Below are 17,572 nucleotides of genomic sequence, written 5' to 3'. Positions count from 1 at the left end.
TCGGAGAGAAACGACATTGAGTCAGGTACGCAGAGGTGTCGGCCATGACCTGTGCGGTCGCGTGCATGCGGTGCTCGGGGTCGAGTGCTATCTGGCCGACACCCATTACCCGAGCCCGCATCAGTCGCTGGAAGGCGAGTCCTGGGACGACGGCCTGTGCAGCAAATGCGCGGGCGGCGGCCTCCTGGCCGGCTACACCTGCGACCGCTGCAACGGCGCCGGCTTCGAGCCCGTCGAGCTGATAGACCCCGAAACCTACCAACCCGGCTAACCTCCGCACCTTCGGCGGCGCGGCGCTGCGGCAGGTCGGCGGAGTGGTCACCGCCTCCTCCGCCCCGCAGCGGCGCCACGCTGCGGCAGGTGGGCGGGGTGGTGACCGCCCCTCCGCCCGCACACCTACCCGGACGGCGGCGAGCTCCCGGGGTGGGAAGTAGGGTGTGGCGGACGCGGGGTGGTTGGTTGGGGGACTGCTAGGAGGGTCATGACGATGGTCGATCGGCGGCGGCGTTCGCTGCGGACGGCGCTGGTGGGCGAGGCTCTGCGGGTTGCCCTGGCAGGGCGGGCCCGGACCGATCCGGGCGCCGGGCTGGACATCGTCGACCTCGGTGGCGGCACCGGCGGATTCGCCGTACCGCTGGCCGTCGAAGGTCACCGGGTGACCGTGGTCGACCCGAGTCCCGACGCGTTGGCGTCGCTCGAGCGGCGGGCGCGGGACGAAGGCGTGAGCGACCTGGTCCGCGGCGTCCAAGGCGATGCCGCCGAGCTGCCCGGCCTGGCCGGTGAGTCAAGTGCGGATGCCGTCTTGTGCCACGGCGTACTCGAGGTCGTCGACGATCCGGTGCAGGCCCTGCAGGCAATGGCCTCGGTACTGCGCGAAGGCGGCGTACTGAGCTTGCTCGTTGCCCAACGCAACGCTGTCGTCTTGGCGCGGGCCCTGGCCGGTCACCTGGCCGAGGCGCGGGTCGCGCTGCAGGACCCGGACGGTCGCTGGGGTGCGAACGATCCGATGCCGCGGCGGTTCGACGAGGCCGGCATCATCGCGCAGTTGGCCGACGCCGGCTTCATGGTCCACACCGTGCACGGCGTCCGTACGTTCGCCGACCTGGTCCCGTCCGCTTTCGTCGACGCCGAACCGGGCGCCGCCGACTCCTTGGCCGAGCTGGAACGCGCTGCCAGCCAGCACCCCGACTTCCGGGCGCTCGCCACTCAGTTGCACATCCTCGCCACCCGCTGACCACCCGGACAGCGCGGGGGCGTCCACGAGGTACGACGTACCGCGTCAGACTCCCGGGCGTGTCGCGGCTCACGCAGACGGCCCGGAGCGCCCGAATGCGACGGAGCGTGACGGGCTGGCAACCGTAGGCTGGAACAAGGTTTCGGCTGGTGGCGCCGTGGCTCGTAAGCGTCCGTCGAGGCGGGGAGTTTCCGGACCGTGACGCGCTGGACAGGCGGCCAGGGTTTCGTGTGAGGCACGCGCGTCCTAGACTGAAGGTGGCCTATCGAGATCGCGCTCACCATGGAGGGATCGACGGTGCCCCTCTCGGAAGAAGAGCAGCGCCAGTTCGAGCAGCTCGAACGCGCCCTCGCTGCGGAAGACCCGAAGTTCGTCTCCGCCATGCGAGGGACCAATGTGCGCTTGTATTACAAGCGCCGGGCAGTGCTTGCCGGCGTTGGATTCGTGCTGGGCATCGCGGTCTTGATGGCCGGCGCGATCATCCCCAACACCATCATCGGAGTCATCGGCTTCGTGATGATGGTCGCCTGCCTCTACATCGCGGCGCTCAGCATGAAACGGATCAGCAACGCGGGGGACTCGGACGACATCCCGCCGCCGCCTCCGCCGTCGAAGCGGCATCGGACCAAACACGACTCGTCCGGAAGTTTCATGGAGCGCATGGAGGACCGCTGGCGGCGCCGCCGCGACGAAGACCTCTGACCGGCCGCCGCGCCGGCTGAGCGCGAGACCAGTCGAAGAACCACACCCGTGCCCTGGTGGGGCGGGTGTGGTTCTTTGTGTGCGCGGTCTGGTTCGAGATCTGTCCCAGGTGGGAACCACCGCCCTCGGCCGCGCATCCCGGGATGGGTCGGCCGCGCACCCCGAGATGGGATGCGCGGCCGAGGTCCACTGTGCAGCAGAGGCCTGGTCGTCAGTTGCGGCCGAGGCCTGGTCGTCAGTTGCGGCCGAGGCCTGGTCGTCAGTTGCGGCCGAGGCCTGGTCGTCAGTTGCGGCCGAGGCCCGGGTGTCAGTTGGCGTGGCGCCCGCGGAGGACCAGGGATCTGAGCCGGGCGAGCAGAAGGTCGAACTCGTCCAGGAGGTCGGAGGCCTCTGTGCTGCCCCGGTTCAGGTACCAGCGCCAGGACGGTGGCAGCAGCCGCGCCCGCCAGCGGCGGACCTGCCGCGCCTGGGACCACAGCGCCTTGCGTACGGCGGCCGCCTCGGCCCGGAGGTCCGTGCTTGGGTTCACGTCACCGGAGTACCGCAGAGCCTCGATGCCACGGGCCAGTCGGAGAGCCTGCGGATGCGTCCCTGTGGGCAGTTTCGTCAGCAGCCATTCGCCGGACTGGCGTGGCGTGGAGATCTCCGACCAGTCGAGACCGAGGTCCCGGGACGTGTCGCGGATCTCCGCCCAGAGCCCTTCGGCTCCGGCGCGGCCTGGCGGCCGAGAGAACCGGCGGCGTCTGGTCAGACTGCGGATCAGCCACGGGATGCACAGCAACAGGATCACGCCCGCGCTGATGCCGATCGCCTGGCCGCCTCCGTTGGTGAACCAGTTGCCCTGGTCGAGGACCGCGACGCCGCTGTCGTTGGGTAGGTTGCGGTCGCTGTTCGGCTTGTCGATCAGCGGATCCTCGGTCCCGCCCGGGGTGATCGGCGCGGTGCTCGGCGCCGTCGACGGGTTGATCGAGTCAGAGCCGGTGCCGACCGTCCAGCTTGGTGCGGCCGCCACCCGGGCCGGCGGGGTCGGCTCGAACCGGATCCAGCCGTAGCCCTGGAAGTACAGCTCGGGCCACGCGTGCATGTCGTGCATCCGCACCGTGTACTGGCCGTCCTTGTCGGACGTCCCGGGCAGGAACCCGATGCCGACCCGGGACGGGATGCCGAGGATGCGCGCCATCAGCGCCATCCCGGTGGCGAACTGCTCGCAGTACCCGGTCTTGTTCTCCAGCAGGAAGTCGCGCAGCGCCGGCATCCCGCTGCCGCGCGCGTTGTCGGTGCTGTAGGTGAAGCCACCGCCGCTGCGGAACCAGCTCTGCAGCAGCACCGCCTCGTCGAACTGGTTGCCCTTGGCATCGGCAGTGACCTCGTTGGTGAGGTCCTTGATCTCCTGCGGGGTACGCCGCGGCACCCGGCTGGTGTACTCGTCCGGCGCACCGCCCTGGAGGGCGTTGTGCAACTGGTCCGGGTTGGGCTTGAGGTCGTACGCGCTCAGGTTGTACTTCTTGCCGCCGACGACCTGCCCGTTCGACGACACCACGTCGAGCGCGCCGGCGTCGTACCGCCAGTCCCGCTTGAGCGAGATCGTCCGCAGCGGATAGGGGACCGGCGCGAACTGGGACCGGAAGCTCCGGCTGACGCTGATCTCCATCTTGGCCTGTGGGGCCTTGCTCAGGTCGCCGTTGTACCCCGGCGGCGGCGAGAGCTCGCCGTCGATCTTGCGGTTCTCCGGCCGGGGCGCGATCCGCCAGGTGTTGCCGTCGAAGCTGTCGAGCGCGGTCAGCCGCAGGTAGGTGCCGGCGTCCGGACCGCCCTTGTAGGTGAGCGCGACCACGTTGTCGCCGCGCTTGAGGTTCTTGCCCATGTCCAGCATCGGGTCGGTCGATGAGATCGACGCGCCGACGCCGTTGCCGGGACCGCTACCCGCCAGGCCGTTGCCAACGACACCTTCCGGCAGAGCCGGCAGCAACGCCGGCAGGAGTGCGGCGAGCGCAACCACGCTCAGACCGATCCGTCGGCCCGCCTGCCCGAGCGCGGACGCCTCGACCGGCTCGGCCGCGTCCAGGTGGGACACACCGGAGATCCGGCGACCCCACCGGCTCAGCCTGCTGCGGCCCTCGGCCGACAGCAGCACGATGTAGCCGATCGCCGGCGGGATGAACAGCAGCGCGGGCAGTCCGCCGTGCACGGTCGCGGCCGGCACGGTGTACATGATCAGGAGCAGCAATCCGGCCCAGGCCGCCTGCCGAAGCTGCACGGCGACGACGTGGATCAGCAGTCCGGTCGCGGAGATGACCGACACGGCGAACAGGGTCAGGTGCGAGTCCGGCGGCAGCGGCGCGCTGAACCGGTTGATCGAGTCCATCGCGTTGACCATCTGCTGGTTGAACTCGATCGCTGTCGCCTTCCACGGGAACAGCCCGAACTTCAGCGTGCTGTTCAGGAAGAACAGCGACAGCAGTTCGATCAGCACCACCAGTTGAACCAGCGGTACGACGATCCGCGGGGCGCGCAGGTTCTGCAACAGCACTCCGACGCCGGTCACAGCCCCGCACAGGAACGCACTGATGAACAAGAACGGCCCCGAGAACACGGGCGTCAGCACGAGCGACCCCAACACGGTCGCTCCCCAAGCGGCGAGAGAGATCCTCACGTGACCGGTCATGCGATCCTTCCGCTCCGCAGCCCGAGGCCGGACCACACGGTGGGTAGGTGGTCGCCGCGCCGGACTCTGGCGACCCGCCAGCCGCTCCGGCGCAGTTCGTTCTCAGTGGCGTCCGCGGCGGCGGTCAGCCGGGCCGCCTTCTCGGTCGCCTCGGCGCCGACCGCCCAGCTGGCCGCGTCGAGCAGCAGCGCGACGCCGATGGCCTGGCTGGTCCGCCAGCGGTTCAGCGAGGTGATGTCCTCGGAGCTGCACGCGCCGAGGATCGCGATCACCAGGCTGGGGTCGTGGGTATGCCGGTCGACGGTCAGCAGCGGACCGATCTCGGCGTACTTGTGTTCCTCGACGGTCGCGCACTCGGTCAGCAACTGCTGCGTGGTGAGCGGCTGGTGGACGGAGGCCGAGGTGCGGTGGGTGATCGCCGACAGTGTGGTCGGGCCGCCGAGCATCGTGGTCGCGTAGCCACGGCGGATCCTGTCGATGCCGACCGAGGCGGCTGCGCTGACGGCCCACTCGAGGCTGGACGACGGGCCGTGGCCGTGGTGCGAGATGACCCGCGCGTCCAGGAACATCGCGCACCGGCTCTGCCAGGGCTGCTCCTCCCGCCGCACCATCAGCTCGCCGCGGCGGGCGGTCGACCGCCAGTGCACCCGGCGGAGGTCGTCACCGTCGCGGTACTCGCGAACAGTCGCGTCCTCCTCGCCGGCCGACGCGATCGCCCGCGGCCGGTTCTCACCGGAACCGGCCCGGTCCGCACCCAGCCGGATCTCCGGCAGCCGGTAGACCCGCGGCGTCACCAGCAGGTGCTGGCTGCGGGTGAACGTGCGGCTGGTCTCGACCAGACCGAACGGGTCGGCCACGGTCAGCATCAACGGCCCGACCTGGAACAGGCCACGGACGTCGGACTTGACCGAGTACGTGACCGTACGACGCCAGTTCGGACTGACCCGGTCGACCACGAAGCGCGGCCGGTGACCCAGCACGTAAGGGATCCGGTCCTCGAGCAGGAGCAGACCCGCGGGCATCCGGCCTTGGTTGCTCAAGGCAAGCTCCACCGTCGCCTGCGTACCCACCGGCACCTGGTCCGGCGCGAGGCTGCGCCGTACCTGCAGTCGCAGCCTGGTCCGTCCGACGACGAGCGCCGCGACCAACGGCAATGCGACCAGCAGGATGCCGACGCGCAGCAAGTCCTTCTGCCCGAGCAGGAGTGCACACAGAGACGCGGTGATGCCGGCCGCGACGAACGCCCGCCCTCTGGTGGTCAGCCCGCGCAGTGCCTGCCGCATGTCTCAGTCCCGACGAGTGCGGGGGAGTGCCACTGTGGACACCAGCCCGGAGATGATGTCGGCTGCACCGCGCCCACCGAGATGCGCCTCAGCCGCAGGAAGAACACGGTGCGCCAGCACGGGCACCGCGAGCTCTTGAACATCGTCCGGGAGCACGAACTCCCGGGAGTCGAGCGCCGCCGCCGCGCGGGCCGCCCGGATCAGGTGCAGGGTGGACCGGGGGCTCGCACCCAGCCGGAGCTCCTGCGACCGACGGGTCGCGCCGACCAGGGCGACGGCGTACTCCTTGACGCCCTCGGACACGTGCACCGACTGCACCGTCTTCACCAGCCGCAGGATCTGCTGGCCGTCCGTGACCGGTTGCAGGCTCTTCAGCGGGTCGTCGGCGGCGTGACCGTCGAGCATCCGCAGCTCGGCGGCCGGCTCCGGGTACCCCATCGAGACGCGGGCCATGAAACGGTCGCGCTGCGCCTCGGGGAGCGGGTAGGTGCCTTCCATCTCGATCGGGTTCTGGGTCGCGATGACCATGAACGGCGCCTCGAGCTGGTACGTCGTGGTGTCGACGGTGACCTGGCGCTCCTCCATCGACTCCAGCAGCGCGGCCTGGGTCTTCGGCGAGGCACGGTTGATCTCGTCGCCGACCACGATGTTCGCGAACACCGCGCCGGGCTTGAACTCGAAGTCGCGGATCTCCTGGTTGAAGACCGAGACGCCGGTGATGTCCGACGGCAGCAGGTCCGGGGTGAACTGGATCCGGCGCACGGTGCAGTCGATCGACCGGGCCAGCGCCTTGGCCAGCATCGTCTTGCCGACGCCCGGTACGTCCTCGATCAGTAGGTGGCCTTCGGCCAGCAGGACCGTGACGGCGACCTCGACCACGTCGGGTTTGCCCTCGATCACCTGCTCGATGGCCCGGCGGACTCGTCCCGCCACCTCGGCCAGTTCGTCGAAGTCCCCGGCTCCTGCCAGCGCCGAGCTGGTCGCGGTACTGCTCACCCTGAGTCCTCCCCATTCGTTGACGGCCGACACATTCTCACCCGCTGTAGGGGCCGGGCCTAGAGCATCGGAAGTTTCGTTACCTGGCGTTTCGGTGTTCATCGGCACAGGCCCTCACCGGCTGGGTCGGAAAGTCGTCCCTCCAAGCGTACGGGCGGCGAAAACAAACTGCCGGGGGTTACGACGGCTCTGGGCGCCGAATGGTTCATCCCGATGCGGAGCGAAGTGGAAAGAGCACCGAGTGGAGCGAAGTGGGGGATGACCGGGTGGAGCGAGGTGGAGAAGGCCGGTGGAGGGGAGTGGAGGGGCCGGTGGAGCGAAGTGGAGGAGAGCCAGGCGCCTGACCGGGCAGCGACACGCGGGAACGCCGGGTGGGATTCGCGGCGCGGGTGGGGGGAAACGGGCGGAAGTTGGTTGACGGTGGTGGAAAGTGGAGTAAGGTGGAGCGCAGTGGAACCGGAGTGGTGGAAACAGCTCGCCTGAGACGGAGAGTCCGCAACGGGGAGGTGGAGCGTGTTCCTCGGAACGCACTTCCCCAAGCTCGACGACAAGGGACGGTTGTTCCTGCCGGCGAAGTTCCGTGACGAACTGGCCGACGGCCTGGTGATCACGCGTGGACAGGAGCGGTCGCTGTCCGTGTGGCCCGAGCGCGAGTTCATCCAACTGACAGAGCAGCTGAAGCAGGCGCCGATCACCAACAAGGGTGCGCGGGACTATCTGCGGATGCTGTTTGCCGGAGCCTCGAACGAGGTGCCGGACAAGCAGGGCCGGGTCACCATCCCGCCGATGCTGCGCGATTACGCGGGACTGGATCGCGACTGCGTCGTCATCGGGGCGATGAACAGGGTGGAGATCTGGAACACCGGGAACTGGAACAGGTACTCGCAAGAGCAGGAGCAGGCCTTCGCGGACCTCTCCGAAGAGGTATTGCCAGGGATCTTCTAGCTGAACAGTGGGCGAGCAGGACCGAGAGCACACCGACCGTCCGGTGAGATCACGGGTCCGACTTCCGACCTCAAGCCCTTGGCGCCACTTCCCCGGCGCCAAGACCGACGAGGTACTTCCCCGGAAGGCGTACCCGCGATCTGACCGGACGGTGTCACTCGAAGCACCGCGCCACAGCGACACCCTCCACCCCGCCCCACCGCAGGACACGTACGACGGCGAACCGCCGGACCGGATCCGCGACATCCGGAGCCGGCGACCAACCGGAAGGCCGGCCCGGACGGCAGGCCTGACGGGCAGCACAGCAGTACAGAACCTGCGGGGGCAGGGTCGCTCCCGCGGCGACGGGAAGGGTCGAGGATGAACGCTGCGGAGCGGCATGTGCCGGTGATGCTGGAGCGCGTGGTCGCGCTGCTGGCACCGGCGCTCGCGCACCCCGGCGCGGTCCTCGTCGACGCGACCCTCGGCCTCGGTGGTCATTCCGAGGCGTTCCTGCGCAGCTTCCCCGACGCCCGGCTGATCGGCTTCGACCGCGACCCCGCGGCGCTGCGCCTCGCCGGTGACCGGCTGGCGCCGTACGAGGAGCGGATCACCCTCGTGCACGCGGTGTACGACCAACTCCCGCGGGCGCTCGCGGACCTCGGCATACCGGCGATCGACGGGATCCTGTTCGACCTGGGCGTCTCATCGATGCAGTTGGACGAGGCCGACCGCGGGTTCGCCTACGCGCAGGACGCGCCGCTGGACATGCGGATGGACAGCACCGGCCCGACCACCGCCGCCGACATCGTGAACACCTACAGCGCGGCCGACCTGGCCCGGATCCTGTTCCAGTACGGCGAGGAGAAGTTCGCCCGGCGGATCGCGGACCGGATCGTGCGGGAGCGCGAGACCGAGCCGTTCACCACCAGCGCGCGACTGTCCGAGCTGGTCCGGAACGCGATCCCGCAGGCTGCCCGGCGTACCGGCGGGCACCCGGCGAAGCGGACCTTCCAGGCGCTGCGGATCGAGGTGAACGGCGAGCTCGAGGTGCTCCGGCGGGCGTTGCCGGCTGCGCTCGCGGCGCTGGCGCTGCACGGGCGGATCGTGGTGATGAGCTACCAGTCCCTGGAGGACCGGATCACCAAGCAGACGTTCGCTGCCGCCACGAAGAGCGACGTACCTGACGACCTGCCGGTCATTCCGGCCGGGCACGAGCCGTACCTGAAGTTGCTGACCCGCGGCGCCGAGCGGCCGACCGAGCAGGAGGTCGCGGCGAACCCGCGGGCCGCCTCCGCTCGCGTGCGAGCTGCCGAACGAATCCGGGAGAAAGGGCTGGTGGCCTGATGAGTACTGTCTTCAGCCCGTCCAAGGCACGGGTCACGCCGGCGCCGGCCAAGCGGTCGGAGCCGAAGCTGCGGGTCGTCTATGGTGCGCCGTTCCGGCCGCCGCGGATGCCGTTCGTCATCTTCGTGGTGTCGCTGCTGGCGGCCGGCCTGATCGGCCTGCTGCTGCTCAACACCGAGCTGCAGAGCGGGACCTTCCACGTCACCGAGCTGAACAAGCAGGCCGATCAGCTGCGGGACCAGCAGGAGCAGCTGGAGAAACAGGTCCGCACGCTGGAGTCGCCGCAGAACCTGGCCGACCGGGCCCTGAAGATGGGCATGGTGCCGAACCCGAATCCGGTCTTCCTCCGGCTGTCCGACGGGCGGGTGCTCGGGGTGCCGCAGGAAGGCAAGGCCGGGACGGGTGCGGCGATGTTCGGTCCCAGCGCGGCGCCGAAGCCAGCCGTCACGCCGAGGCCGCCGGTCGTCACGCCCAAGCCTCCGGCCGCGACAGTGAAGCCGCCGGCCGGGACAGTGAAGCCGCCGGCCGGGACGGTCAAGCCGGGGACGGTGAAGCCGGGTACGGCGACCGCACAGACAGGAACGGCCACGGGTAACAAGCCGCCCGCCACCACGAACTCCCCGCGCACCGGTACGACGACAGGGGCGCAGGGCACCACGACCACCGGGGGATGATCGGATGACGGACCGACGGGGCAGCGAGCCGCCACGCAGGCGTGGCACCGAGCCGGGCCGGGGCGGCACGCCCCGCAAGGCCCAGCCTCGCCGTCCGTCGATTACCGACAGCAATCGCTCCACCCCACAGCGTCCCGAATCCACCCGAGACCGCGTCCTTCGCCAAGCCCGCGAAGAGCAGGAGCGTGCCGCTCAACCGAGTCCCGCTCCGCGCCGTCCGGTGAAGAAGGCGCAGCCGAAGAAGCGGGTGAGCTCGAACGGCGCGCGCCAGGCACCCCGCCGGACGACTGGCGACACCGACCCGCGGAAGAGGCCGGTCAAGAAGGCGACGGCCAAGAAGGCTCCTGCCAAGAAGGCTCCTGCCAAGAAGTCGGGGGCGAAGAAGAGGCCTCCGCAGAATCGGCCGGCTCCGCGGCCGAAGAAGCGGAAGGTCAAGCGGCCGCCGCGGACCTTGAAGTTGGGGCGGCCGACGTTGCGGCTGCGGGTGACGTTCGGGGTGATGGCGTTCGTGCTGTCGCTGTTCGCCGGGCGGCTGGTGCTGCTGCAGGGCGTGGACCCGGACAGCTATGCCCAGGCGGCCAGCCGGGAGAACACCAAACCGTTCCCCCTGTACGCCTCCCGCGGCGCGATCGTCGACCGCAACGGCGTTCCGTTCTCGGTCTCCGAGGAGGCGGTCGCGATCACCGCGGACCCGACCCAGACCGGCCCGGTCGCGACGCAGCTCGCCGCGATCATGGCTCCCAAGCTGTCCGGTACGACATACGACAAGCTCGTCACCGCGATGACCGGGAAGGGCCGGTACGTCCGTCTCGCCCGCCAGGTCGCCCCGCAGACCTGGAACGAGATCCAGGCCGCGATGAAGCAGCGCAACGCCGACATCAACGAGCAGAACAAGGCCAAGCCGCAGGACCAGGGGGCTCCGCTGCTGGCCGGCCTCTACACCGAGGACGACCCGGTCCGCAGCCACCCGAACGGCACCATCGCCGCGAACGTGGTCGGCGTGGTCGGCGCGGACGGCAAGGGGCTGTCCGGACTCGAGTATGGGCTGAACGACAAGCTGTCCGGCCAGGACGGCAAGGCGATGTACGAGGTCGACACCAAGGGCAACAAGATCCCGAACGCGAACCACACGGTCGAGGAACCGAAGCCCGGCGTCGGCGTGCAGCTCACCTTGGACGCCGACCTGCAGTGGTTCGCCGAGAAGCGGATCGAGCAGACGGTGAAGCAGTACAAGGCCAGCGCCGGCACCGTGGTCACGATGGACGTGAAGTCCGGCGAGATCCTGGCGATGGCCAACTACCCGAGCTTCGACCCGAACAAGAGCGTCACCTCGCCGAACCAGTTGAAGAACCCGGCGCTGGAGCGGACCTACGAGCCGGGCAGCGTGCAGAAAGTGGTCACCATGGCCGCTCTCGCCGACGCCGGCCTGATCGACCTGAACACCAAGCTCCGCGTCCCGGGCAGCATCGAGGTGCAGCGGCGCACGATCAAGGACCACTGGGACCACGGCACGCTGAACCTCACAATCGCCGGGGTGGTCGCGAAGTCGTCGAACGTCGGCACGATCATGGCCTCACAGCAGATGCGGATCCCGCAGTTCGTGAAGTACTTGCACGACTTCGGTTTCGGCGCGCCGACCGGGCTGAACTACCCGGGCGAGAGCAAGGGCCTGATGCCGCCGGGTGACGAGTGGAGCGAGCTGACCCGGTCGAACGTCGCGTTCGGCCAGGGCCTGTCGGCGAACGCGGTGCAGATGACCGCCGCGGTGAACGCGGTCGCGAACGGCGGCGTCTACGTGCCGCCGAAGCTGGTCCGCAACTACGTCGACGCGAACGGCACCACCACGCCGAACCAGACCGCCCCGCCGCGCCGGGTGGTGAGCGAGAAGGCCGCCAAGGAGGTCGCCACGATGATGGAGGCGGTGACGGCGAAGAAGGGCACCGCACCGCAGGCGGCGATCGACGGCTACCTGGTGGCCGGTAAGACCGGTACCGCCCAGGAAGTCGACTCGGCCTGCGGGTGCTACCGCAAATGGGCGACTTCTTTCGCCGGATTCGCCCCAGCCGACAACCCACGGTTCGTGACGTACGTCGTACTGCACGATCCCTTGGGTGCGCGGGGAGGTGGCTTCCAGGGAGGACCGGTGTTCCGAGACGTGATGAGCTACGCGCTGCAGAAGTACGTCGTCCCACCGACGGGGGCGAAGCAGCCCGACGTTCCCATCACCTGGTGACGCAGGGTCAGGTAGGACTCACGGTGCCCGGAGCGGTAGCCTCTGGGCCCGTGTCCAACCCTTCCGCCGCAGGCGGCGCCGTCGCAGCGATCAGGCCACGGCACATCGTGCCGGTAGACCTCGCCGAGGTCGCCAGGGTCGCCCACGCGCGGACCCCGGCAGCGTCAGCCGGCATCACCGGTGTCTCGCTCGACTCGCGCTCCGTCCTTCCTGGTGACCTGTACGCCGCTCTGCCGGGTGCGATCACGCACGGTGCAGCCTTCGTGGCGAAGGCGCAGCAGTCCGGGGCGGTCGCCGTACTGACCGATCCCACCGGCGAGGAGCGGGCGAACGCGACCGGTCTGCCGGTCCTGGTGGTCGACAAGCCGCGGGACGTGCTCGGCGCGGTCGCCGCCCGGATCTACGGTGAGCCGACCAGTGAGCTGCGGCTGATCGGTATCACCGGCACGAACGGCAAGACCACGACCTGCTTCCTGCTGGACGCCGTACTGCGTCGGCTCGGTCAGGCGGCGTTGATCGGGACGATCGAGACGCGGATCGGCGACGAGGTGGTGAAGAGCGTCCGGACCACTCCGGAGGCGACCGATCTGCAGGCGTTGTTCGCGGTGATGCGGGAGCACGCGGTGGCGTGGTGCTCTATGGAGGTGTCGAGCCACGCGTTGGCGATGGGCCGCGTGGATGGCGCGCGGTTCGCGGTCGCCGGGTTCACCAACCTCACCCAGGACCACCTGGACTTCCACAACACGTTCGAGGAGTACTTCGCCGCGAAGGCCTCGCTGTTCACCCCCGAGCGGTGTGATGTGGCGGTGGTGACCATCGACGACGAGTACGGACGCCGGTTGGCCGCGCAGACCGTCGTACCGCTGGTGACTGTGTCCACGACCGGCGAGGCCGACTGGACCGTCGCGAGCCGGCACCAGTCCGAACACGGCACGACCGTTCTCGACATCCAGGGGCCGGGGGAGACGCTGACCGTCGAGATCGCGCTGCCTGGTGACTTCAACGTGGCCAATGCGCTGCTGGCGACCGCAATGCTGCGGCAGGTCGACGTACCGGCGGAGGCGATCGCGGCCGGACTGCGGACCGCGACTGTGCCGGGGCGGATGGAGACGTTCACCCGCGAGGACGGCCTCGCAGTGATCGTGGACTACGCGCATACGCCGGACGCGGTGGAGCTCGCGCTGAAGGCGGCCCGCGGTGCGACGAAGGGCCGGCTGTTCGCCATCGTGGGCTGCGGCGGCGACCGTGACGCGGGCAAGCGCCCGCAGATGGGCGCCGCGGCCGCGCGGGGATCGGACGTCGTCATCGTCACCGACGACAATCCGCGCAGCGAGGACCCGGCGGCGATCCGGGCCGCCGCGCTCGAGGGTGCCCGGCAGGCGGTCCCGGGCGTCGACCTGCACGAGATCGGTGACCGGAGGCGGGCCATCGCGACCGCGATCGAGCTGGCCGGACCGGGCGACACCGTCGTCGTACTGGGTAAGGGCCATGAGACAGGCCAGGACGTCGGCGGTGTGATCCACCCGTTCGACGACCGCCAAACCGTGCGTGAGTTGCTGGAGGCTGAGCGGTGATCGGAGTCAGGTGCGGTGAGATCGCCGAGGCGGTCCACGGCGAGCTGGTGGGTGTGGACCCGTCGGCCGTCGTCGACGGTGCGGTGGTGATCGATTCGCGAGCAGCCGCTCCCGGCGGGCTGTTCGTCGCCCTGCCCGGTGAGCGGGTCGACGGGCACGACTTCGTCGGTACGGCGTCCGAGGCAGGCGTCACGGCGTCACTCACGACGAGGCCGATCGACGGTGCGCCCTGCATCGTCGTCGCCGACACCCAGAAGGCGCTCGGCGATCTGGCCCGGCTCGTGGTCAGCCGGCTGCCCGACCTCGTCGTGATCGCCCTGACCGGCTCGTCGGGCAAGACCAGCACCAAGGACCTGATCGCGCAGCTGATCCGCCCGTACGGCGAGACGGTGTCGCCGGAGAACTCGTTCAACAACGAGATCGGTCACCCGCTCACCGCGCTGCAGGCGACCGAGAGCACGAAGTACCTGGTCGCCGAGATGGGCGCGCGGCACATCGGCGATCTGACCTACCTGTGCGGGATCACGCCGCCGCGGGTCGGACTGGTGCTGAACGTCGGGACGTCGCACATCGGCGAGTTCGGCTCCCAGGACAACATCGCGCTCGGCAAGGGCGAAGTGATCGAGGCCGTCGTCCCCGGCGGTACCGCGATCCTCAACGCCGACGACCATCGGGTCGCGGCGATGCGGAGCCGGACGCAGGCACGAGTGCTGACCTTCGGCGAGGCGCCGGAAGCGGACATCCGCGCGGAGGGCGTCAAGCTCGACGCCGAGGGACGCCCCGCGTTCACCGTGCACCTCGGCGACTTCGCCGGCGAAGTGCAGTTGCAGCTCATCGGCGAGCACCATGTGTCGAACGCGCTGGCCGCGGCGGCCGTCGCATCGGCAGTCGGCCTCACCCCCGAACAGATCGTGGCCGGGCTCAACTCGGCAAGCCGCGTGTCGGCGGCGCGGATGGAGCTGGTCGAGCGGGCGGACGGTGTCACGATCATCAACGACGCCTTCAACGCGAACCCGGACTCGATGCGCGCGGCACTGAAGGCGCTGGTCGCGATCGGCCGCTCGCGCGGTGCGCGGACCTGGGCGGTGCTGGGCGAGATGCGCGAACTCGGCGACACCTCCACCGACGAGCACGACGCGATCGGACGGCTCGTGGTCCGGCTCGACGTCAACCGGCTCGTCGTGGTCGGGGAGGGTGCCAAGCCGATCCACCTCGGTGCGTCGCTGGAAGGCTCCTGGGGCAATGAGTCGGCGTACGTCGACTCGATTCCGGAAGCGCTCGCGCTGCTGCGGGCCGAGCTGCGCGCGGGCGACGTCGTACTCGTCAAATCCTCGAAACTGGCGAAGCTGCGCAGCCTGGCCGACGCCCTGCTGACCGGACGCGATGAGCTGTCCAATTATGCGGAGGACGTGCAGTGATCTCGATCCTGTTCGCCGGCGCCGTGTCGATGGTGCTGACGCTGCTCGGCACCCGCTGGGCGATCACGCTGCTGTCGCGGCGTGGCTACGGCCAGGAGATCCGCGACGACGGCCCGACCTCGCACCACACCAAGCGCGGTACGCCGACCATGGGCGGCACCGTCTTCATCGTCGCCACCATCGTCGGGTACTTCGCGGCGAAGCTGTTCACGATGATCAGCGGCCACGGGAGCGCGCCGACCGCCTCTGCGCTCCTGGTGCTGTTCCTGTTCGCGGGCATGGGTGCGGTCGGCTTCCTGGACGACTTCATCAAGATCGTCCGCCAGCGCAGCCTCGGCCTGCGCAGCAAGGCGAAACTGGCCGGCCAGACGGTGGTCGCGGTCTCCTTCGCCGTCCTCGCGCTGCAGTTCCCCGACGAGCGCGGCCAGCGTCCGGCCTCGCCGTTCATCTCGTTCATCCGCGACATCAACTGGCTGCACCTGGCCGGGGTCCTGGTGGTGATCTGGATCCTGCTGCTGATCGCGGGCATGTCGAACGGCGTCAACCTGGTCGACGGCCTGGACGGTCTGGCCACCGGCGCGTCGATGATGGTGTTCGGTGCGTACACCCTGATCTGCATCTGGCAGTTCAACCAGAGCTGCGCGTCGTTCCCGACCGCCAAGTGTTACGAGGTCCGCGATCCACACGACCTGGCCGTGGTGGCCGCCGCTCTGACCGGCGCGCTGTTCGGCTTCCTGTGGTGGAACGCGTCGCCGGCGAAGATCTTCATGGGCGACACGGGCTCGCTGTCGCTGGGTGGTGCGCTGGCCGGGTTCGCGGTGATGACCCGGACCGAACTGCTGGTGCTGCTGCTCGGCGGGCTGTTCGTCATCGTCACCGCCTCGGTGATCCTCCAGGTCGGCTACTTCAAGCTGACCGGTGGCAAGCGATTGTTCCGGATGGCGCCGCTGCACCACCACTTCGAGATGCTCGGGTGGGAACAGGTGAATGTGGTGATCCGGTTCTGGATCATCCAGGGCCTGTGTGTCGTGATCGGTCTCGGGCTGTTCTACGCGGAATGGGTCGCCGGATGAGTCTCGAAACACGCACCTCCGACGGTTGGGCGACGACCCGGTTCGTCGTGCTCGGCTTCGGTACGGCGGGCTACGCGTGCGCCGACTCACTGCTGCAGGCCGGCGCCGAGCACGTCACGGTTGTGGACGATCGGGACAACGAGGCACTGCGCGAGAAGGCGCAGATCCTCGAGACTCTCGGCGCCGCCATCACGCTCGGCCCGGGCAGTACGGCAGAACTCCCGAAGGACGTCGACATCGTGGTGACGTCGCCCGGCGTCCCGCCGTACGCGCCGCTGCTCGCGCAGGCCGACGAGCGCGAGGTGCCGATCTGGAGCGAGATCGAACTGGCCTGGCGGCTGCGGGACCCGGCGAACGCCGCGCCGTGGCTGTGCATCACCGGGACCAACGGCAAGACCACGACCGTGCAGATGCTGACCGCCATGCTGACCGCGGCCGGCCACCGTGCCGTTGCCGCGGGCAACGTCGGGCTGCCGCTGCTGGAAGTCGTGATGGACCCCGAGCCGTACGACGTGATCGCGGTGGAGCTGTCCAGCTACCAGTTGCACTTCACCCACTCGATGTCCGCGCACTCGGCCGCCGTACTGAACCTCGCGCCCGATCACGTCGACTGGCACGGGTCGATGGAGGCCTACGCGAAGGACAAGGGCCGGATCTACGAGAACTGCCAGATCGCGTGCGTCTACAACGTCGCCGACCCGGTCACCGAGCAACTGGTGATCGACGCCGAGGTGATCGAGGGCTGCCGCGCGATCGGCTTCACCCTCGGTACGCCGGGACTGTCGATGGTCGGCCTGGTCGAGGATCTGCTGGTCGACCGCGCGTTCGTCGAGCAGCGCGAGACGTCCGCGCTGGAGCTGGCGAAGCTCGAGGACATCACGCCGGCGGCACCGCACAACGTGGCGAACGCGTTGGCCGCGGCGGCGCTCGCCCGGGCGTTCGGCGTACCCGCGACGGCGGTGCGGGACGGGCTGCGCGGATTCACCCCGGACAAGCATCGGATCGCGCACGTCGCGGAAGTTGCCGGGGTCAACTATGTCGACGACTCGAAGGCGACCAACCCGCACGCGGCGCAGGCGTCGCTGCTGGCGTACGAGCACGTCGTCTGGATCGCCGGCGGTCAGGCCAAGGGCGCGACGTTCGACGAACTGGTGCTCGCGGCAAGGGAACGGCTGCGGGGTGTCGTGCTGCTCGGCCAGGACAAGCAGGTGATCGCCGAAGCACTTGCCCGACACGCACCGGATGTCCCGGTAATCACTGTCGAGGCAACGGACACTGGAGCTATGCAGATCGTGGTGGGGGAGGCGGCGAAGTTGGCACAGGTGGGTGACACCGTGCTGCTCGCGCCTGGCTGCGCATCCTGGGACATGTTCGCCAACTACGGAGCCCGTGGGGACGCCTTCGCCGAAGCCGTGCGTCGGCTGGGCGACAACTGATCCGGGAGTGATC

The 17,572-nt window shown here is 69.4% G+C and carries 14 protein-coding genes; 11 read left to right on the top strand and 3 right to left on the bottom strand.

Features of this window, described 5'->3' with window-relative positions:
- Positions 1-70: 70 nt before the first annotated feature.
- The 3 genes from OG817_RS19945 to OG817_RS19935 all read left to right on the top strand — a co-directional run bounded on the left by OG817_RS19945 (position 71) and on the right by OG817_RS19935 (position 1,936).
- Complete coding sequence (locus OG817_RS19945; RefSeq protein WP_360449506.1) at positions 71-271, top strand: hypothetical protein; 201 nt, start codon at positions 71-73, stop codon at positions 269-271.
- Positions 272-481: 210 nt separating this feature from the next.
- A complete protein-coding gene (locus OG817_RS19940; RefSeq protein ID WP_360449503.1) occupies positions 482-1,234 on the top strand; it encodes a methyltransferase domain-containing protein in 753 nt (250 codons plus the stop codon).
- 282 nt (positions 1,235-1,516) lie between these two features.
- Entirely contained in the window at positions 1,517-1,936 is a 420-nt protein-coding gene (locus tag OG817_RS19935; protein ID WP_360449500.1) for a DUF3040 domain-containing protein, read from the top strand.
- A 307-nt stretch (positions 1,937-2,243) separates the two neighbouring features.
- On the opposite strand, the gene OG817_RS19930 is transcribed toward OG817_RS19935, so the two are convergent.
- Genes OG817_RS19930 through OG817_RS19920 form a run of 3 tightly spaced genes read right to left on the bottom strand, consistent with a single transcriptional unit; the run spans position 2,244 to position 6,826 of the window.
- A complete protein-coding gene (locus tag OG817_RS19930) occupies positions 2,244-4,556 on the bottom strand; it encodes a transglutaminaseTgpA domain-containing protein (RefSeq protein ID WP_406056705.1) in 2,313 nt (770 codons plus the stop codon).
- A gap of 41 nt (positions 4,557-4,597) precedes the next feature.
- Positions 4,598-5,884, bottom strand: coding sequence for a DUF58 domain-containing protein (locus OG817_RS19925; RefSeq protein WP_406056703.1), 1,287 nt, complete (start codon positions 5,882-5,884; stop codon positions 4,598-4,600).
- A 3-nt stretch (positions 5,885-5,887) separates the two neighbouring features.
- Entirely contained in the window at positions 5,888-6,826 is a 939-nt protein-coding gene (locus OG817_RS19920) for an AAA family ATPase (RefSeq protein WP_393384822.1), read from the bottom strand.
- A gap of 567 nt (positions 6,827-7,393) precedes the next feature.
- Here OG817_RS19920 and mraZ point away from each other — a divergent pair.
- The 8 genes from mraZ (at position 7,394) to murD (ending at position 17,559) form a co-directional block, all read left to right on the top strand.
- A complete protein-coding gene (gene mraZ, locus OG817_RS19915; RefSeq protein ID WP_406056701.1) occupies positions 7,394-7,825 on the top strand; it encodes a division/cell wall cluster transcriptional repressor MraZ in 432 nt (143 codons plus the stop codon).
- A 360-nt stretch (positions 7,826-8,185) separates the two neighbouring features.
- Positions 8,186-9,151 carry a 16S rRNA (cytosine(1402)-N(4))-methyltransferase RsmH gene (gene rsmH / locus OG817_RS19910; protein WP_406056699.1) on the top strand — a complete coding sequence of 322 codons (966 nt, stop codon included), beginning with the start codon at positions 8,186-8,188 and terminating at the stop codon, positions 9,149-9,151.
- Positions 9,151-9,825, top strand: a complete 675-nt coding sequence (locus OG817_RS19905; RefSeq protein ID WP_406056697.1) for a hypothetical protein — start codon at positions 9,151-9,153, stop codon at positions 9,823-9,825. Before rsmH ends, OG817_RS19905 begins: the two co-directional genes overlap by 1 nt.
- Positions 9,826-9,829: 4 nt before the next feature.
- Positions 9,830-12,058: a peptidoglycan D,D-transpeptidase FtsI family protein gene (locus OG817_RS19900; protein ID WP_406056695.1), complete on the top strand. Its 2,229-nt coding sequence runs from the start codon at positions 9,830-9,832 to the stop codon at positions 12,056-12,058.
- Between the two features lie 50 nt (positions 12,059-12,108).
- Positions 12,109-13,632, top strand: a complete 1,524-nt coding sequence (locus OG817_RS19895; RefSeq protein WP_406056693.1) for a UDP-N-acetylmuramoyl-L-alanyl-D-glutamate--2,6-diaminopimelate ligase — start codon at positions 12,109-12,111, stop codon at positions 13,630-13,632.
- The gene (murF, locus tag OG817_RS19890; protein ID WP_406056691.1) at positions 13,629-15,050 is read left to right on the top strand and encodes a UDP-N-acetylmuramoyl-tripeptide--D-alanyl-D-alanine ligase; all 1,422 of its coding nucleotides are present in this window, start codon (positions 13,629-13,631) and stop codon (positions 15,048-15,050) included. The genes OG817_RS19895 and murF overlap by 4 nt, the downstream gene beginning before the upstream one ends.
- Positions 15,047-16,123 carry a phospho-N-acetylmuramoyl-pentapeptide-transferase gene (gene mraY / locus OG817_RS19885; protein ID WP_406056689.1) on the top strand — a complete coding sequence of 359 codons (1,077 nt, stop codon included), beginning with the start codon at positions 15,047-15,049 and terminating at the stop codon, positions 16,121-16,123. The genes murF and mraY overlap by 4 nt, the downstream gene beginning before the upstream one ends.
- Positions 16,120-17,559 carry a UDP-N-acetylmuramoyl-L-alanine--D-glutamate ligase gene (gene murD, locus OG817_RS19880; RefSeq protein WP_406056687.1) on the top strand — a complete coding sequence of 480 codons (1,440 nt, stop codon included), beginning with the start codon at positions 16,120-16,122 and terminating at the stop codon, positions 17,557-17,559. The genes mraY and murD overlap by 4 nt, the downstream gene beginning before the upstream one ends.
- Positions 17,560-17,572 lie beyond the last annotated feature (13 nt).

This window comes from Kribbella sp. NBC_00889, assembly GCF_045207705.1.
Taxonomy (GTDB): domain Bacteria; phylum Actinomycetota; class Actinomycetes; order Propionibacteriales; family Kribbellaceae; genus Kribbella.
The sequence above is the reverse complement of the archived record's forward strand: the minus strand, read 5'-3'. Positions and strand labels throughout refer to the sequence as shown.

Bases quoted from the DNA above. Each gene is read 5' to 3' on its own strand.
- OG817_RS19940 (WP_360449503.1), top strand. From the start codon at position 482: ATGACGATGGTCGATCGGCGGCGGCGTTCGCTGCGGACGGCGCTGGTG.
- OG817_RS19935 (WP_360449500.1), top strand. From the start codon at position 1,517: ATGGAGGGATCGACGGTGCCCCTCTCGGAAGAAGAGCAGCGCCAGTTC.
- OG817_RS19925 (WP_406056703.1), bottom strand. From the start codon at position 5,884: ATGCGGCAGGCACTGCGCGGGCTGACCACCAGAGGGCGGGCGTTCGTC.
- rsmH (WP_406056699.1), top strand. From the start codon at position 8,186: ATGAACGCTGCGGAGCGGCATGTGCCGGTGATGCTGGAGCGCGTGGTC.
- OG817_RS19905 (WP_406056697.1), top strand. From the start codon at position 9,151: ATGAGTACTGTCTTCAGCCCGTCCAAGGCACGGGTCACGCCGGCGCCG.
- OG817_RS19900 (WP_406056695.1), top strand. From the start codon at position 9,830: ATGACGGACCGACGGGGCAGCGAGCCGCCACGCAGGCGTGGCACCGAG.
- murD (WP_406056687.1), top strand. From the start codon at position 16,120: ATGAGTCTCGAAACACGCACCTCCGACGGTTGGGCGACGACCCGGTTC.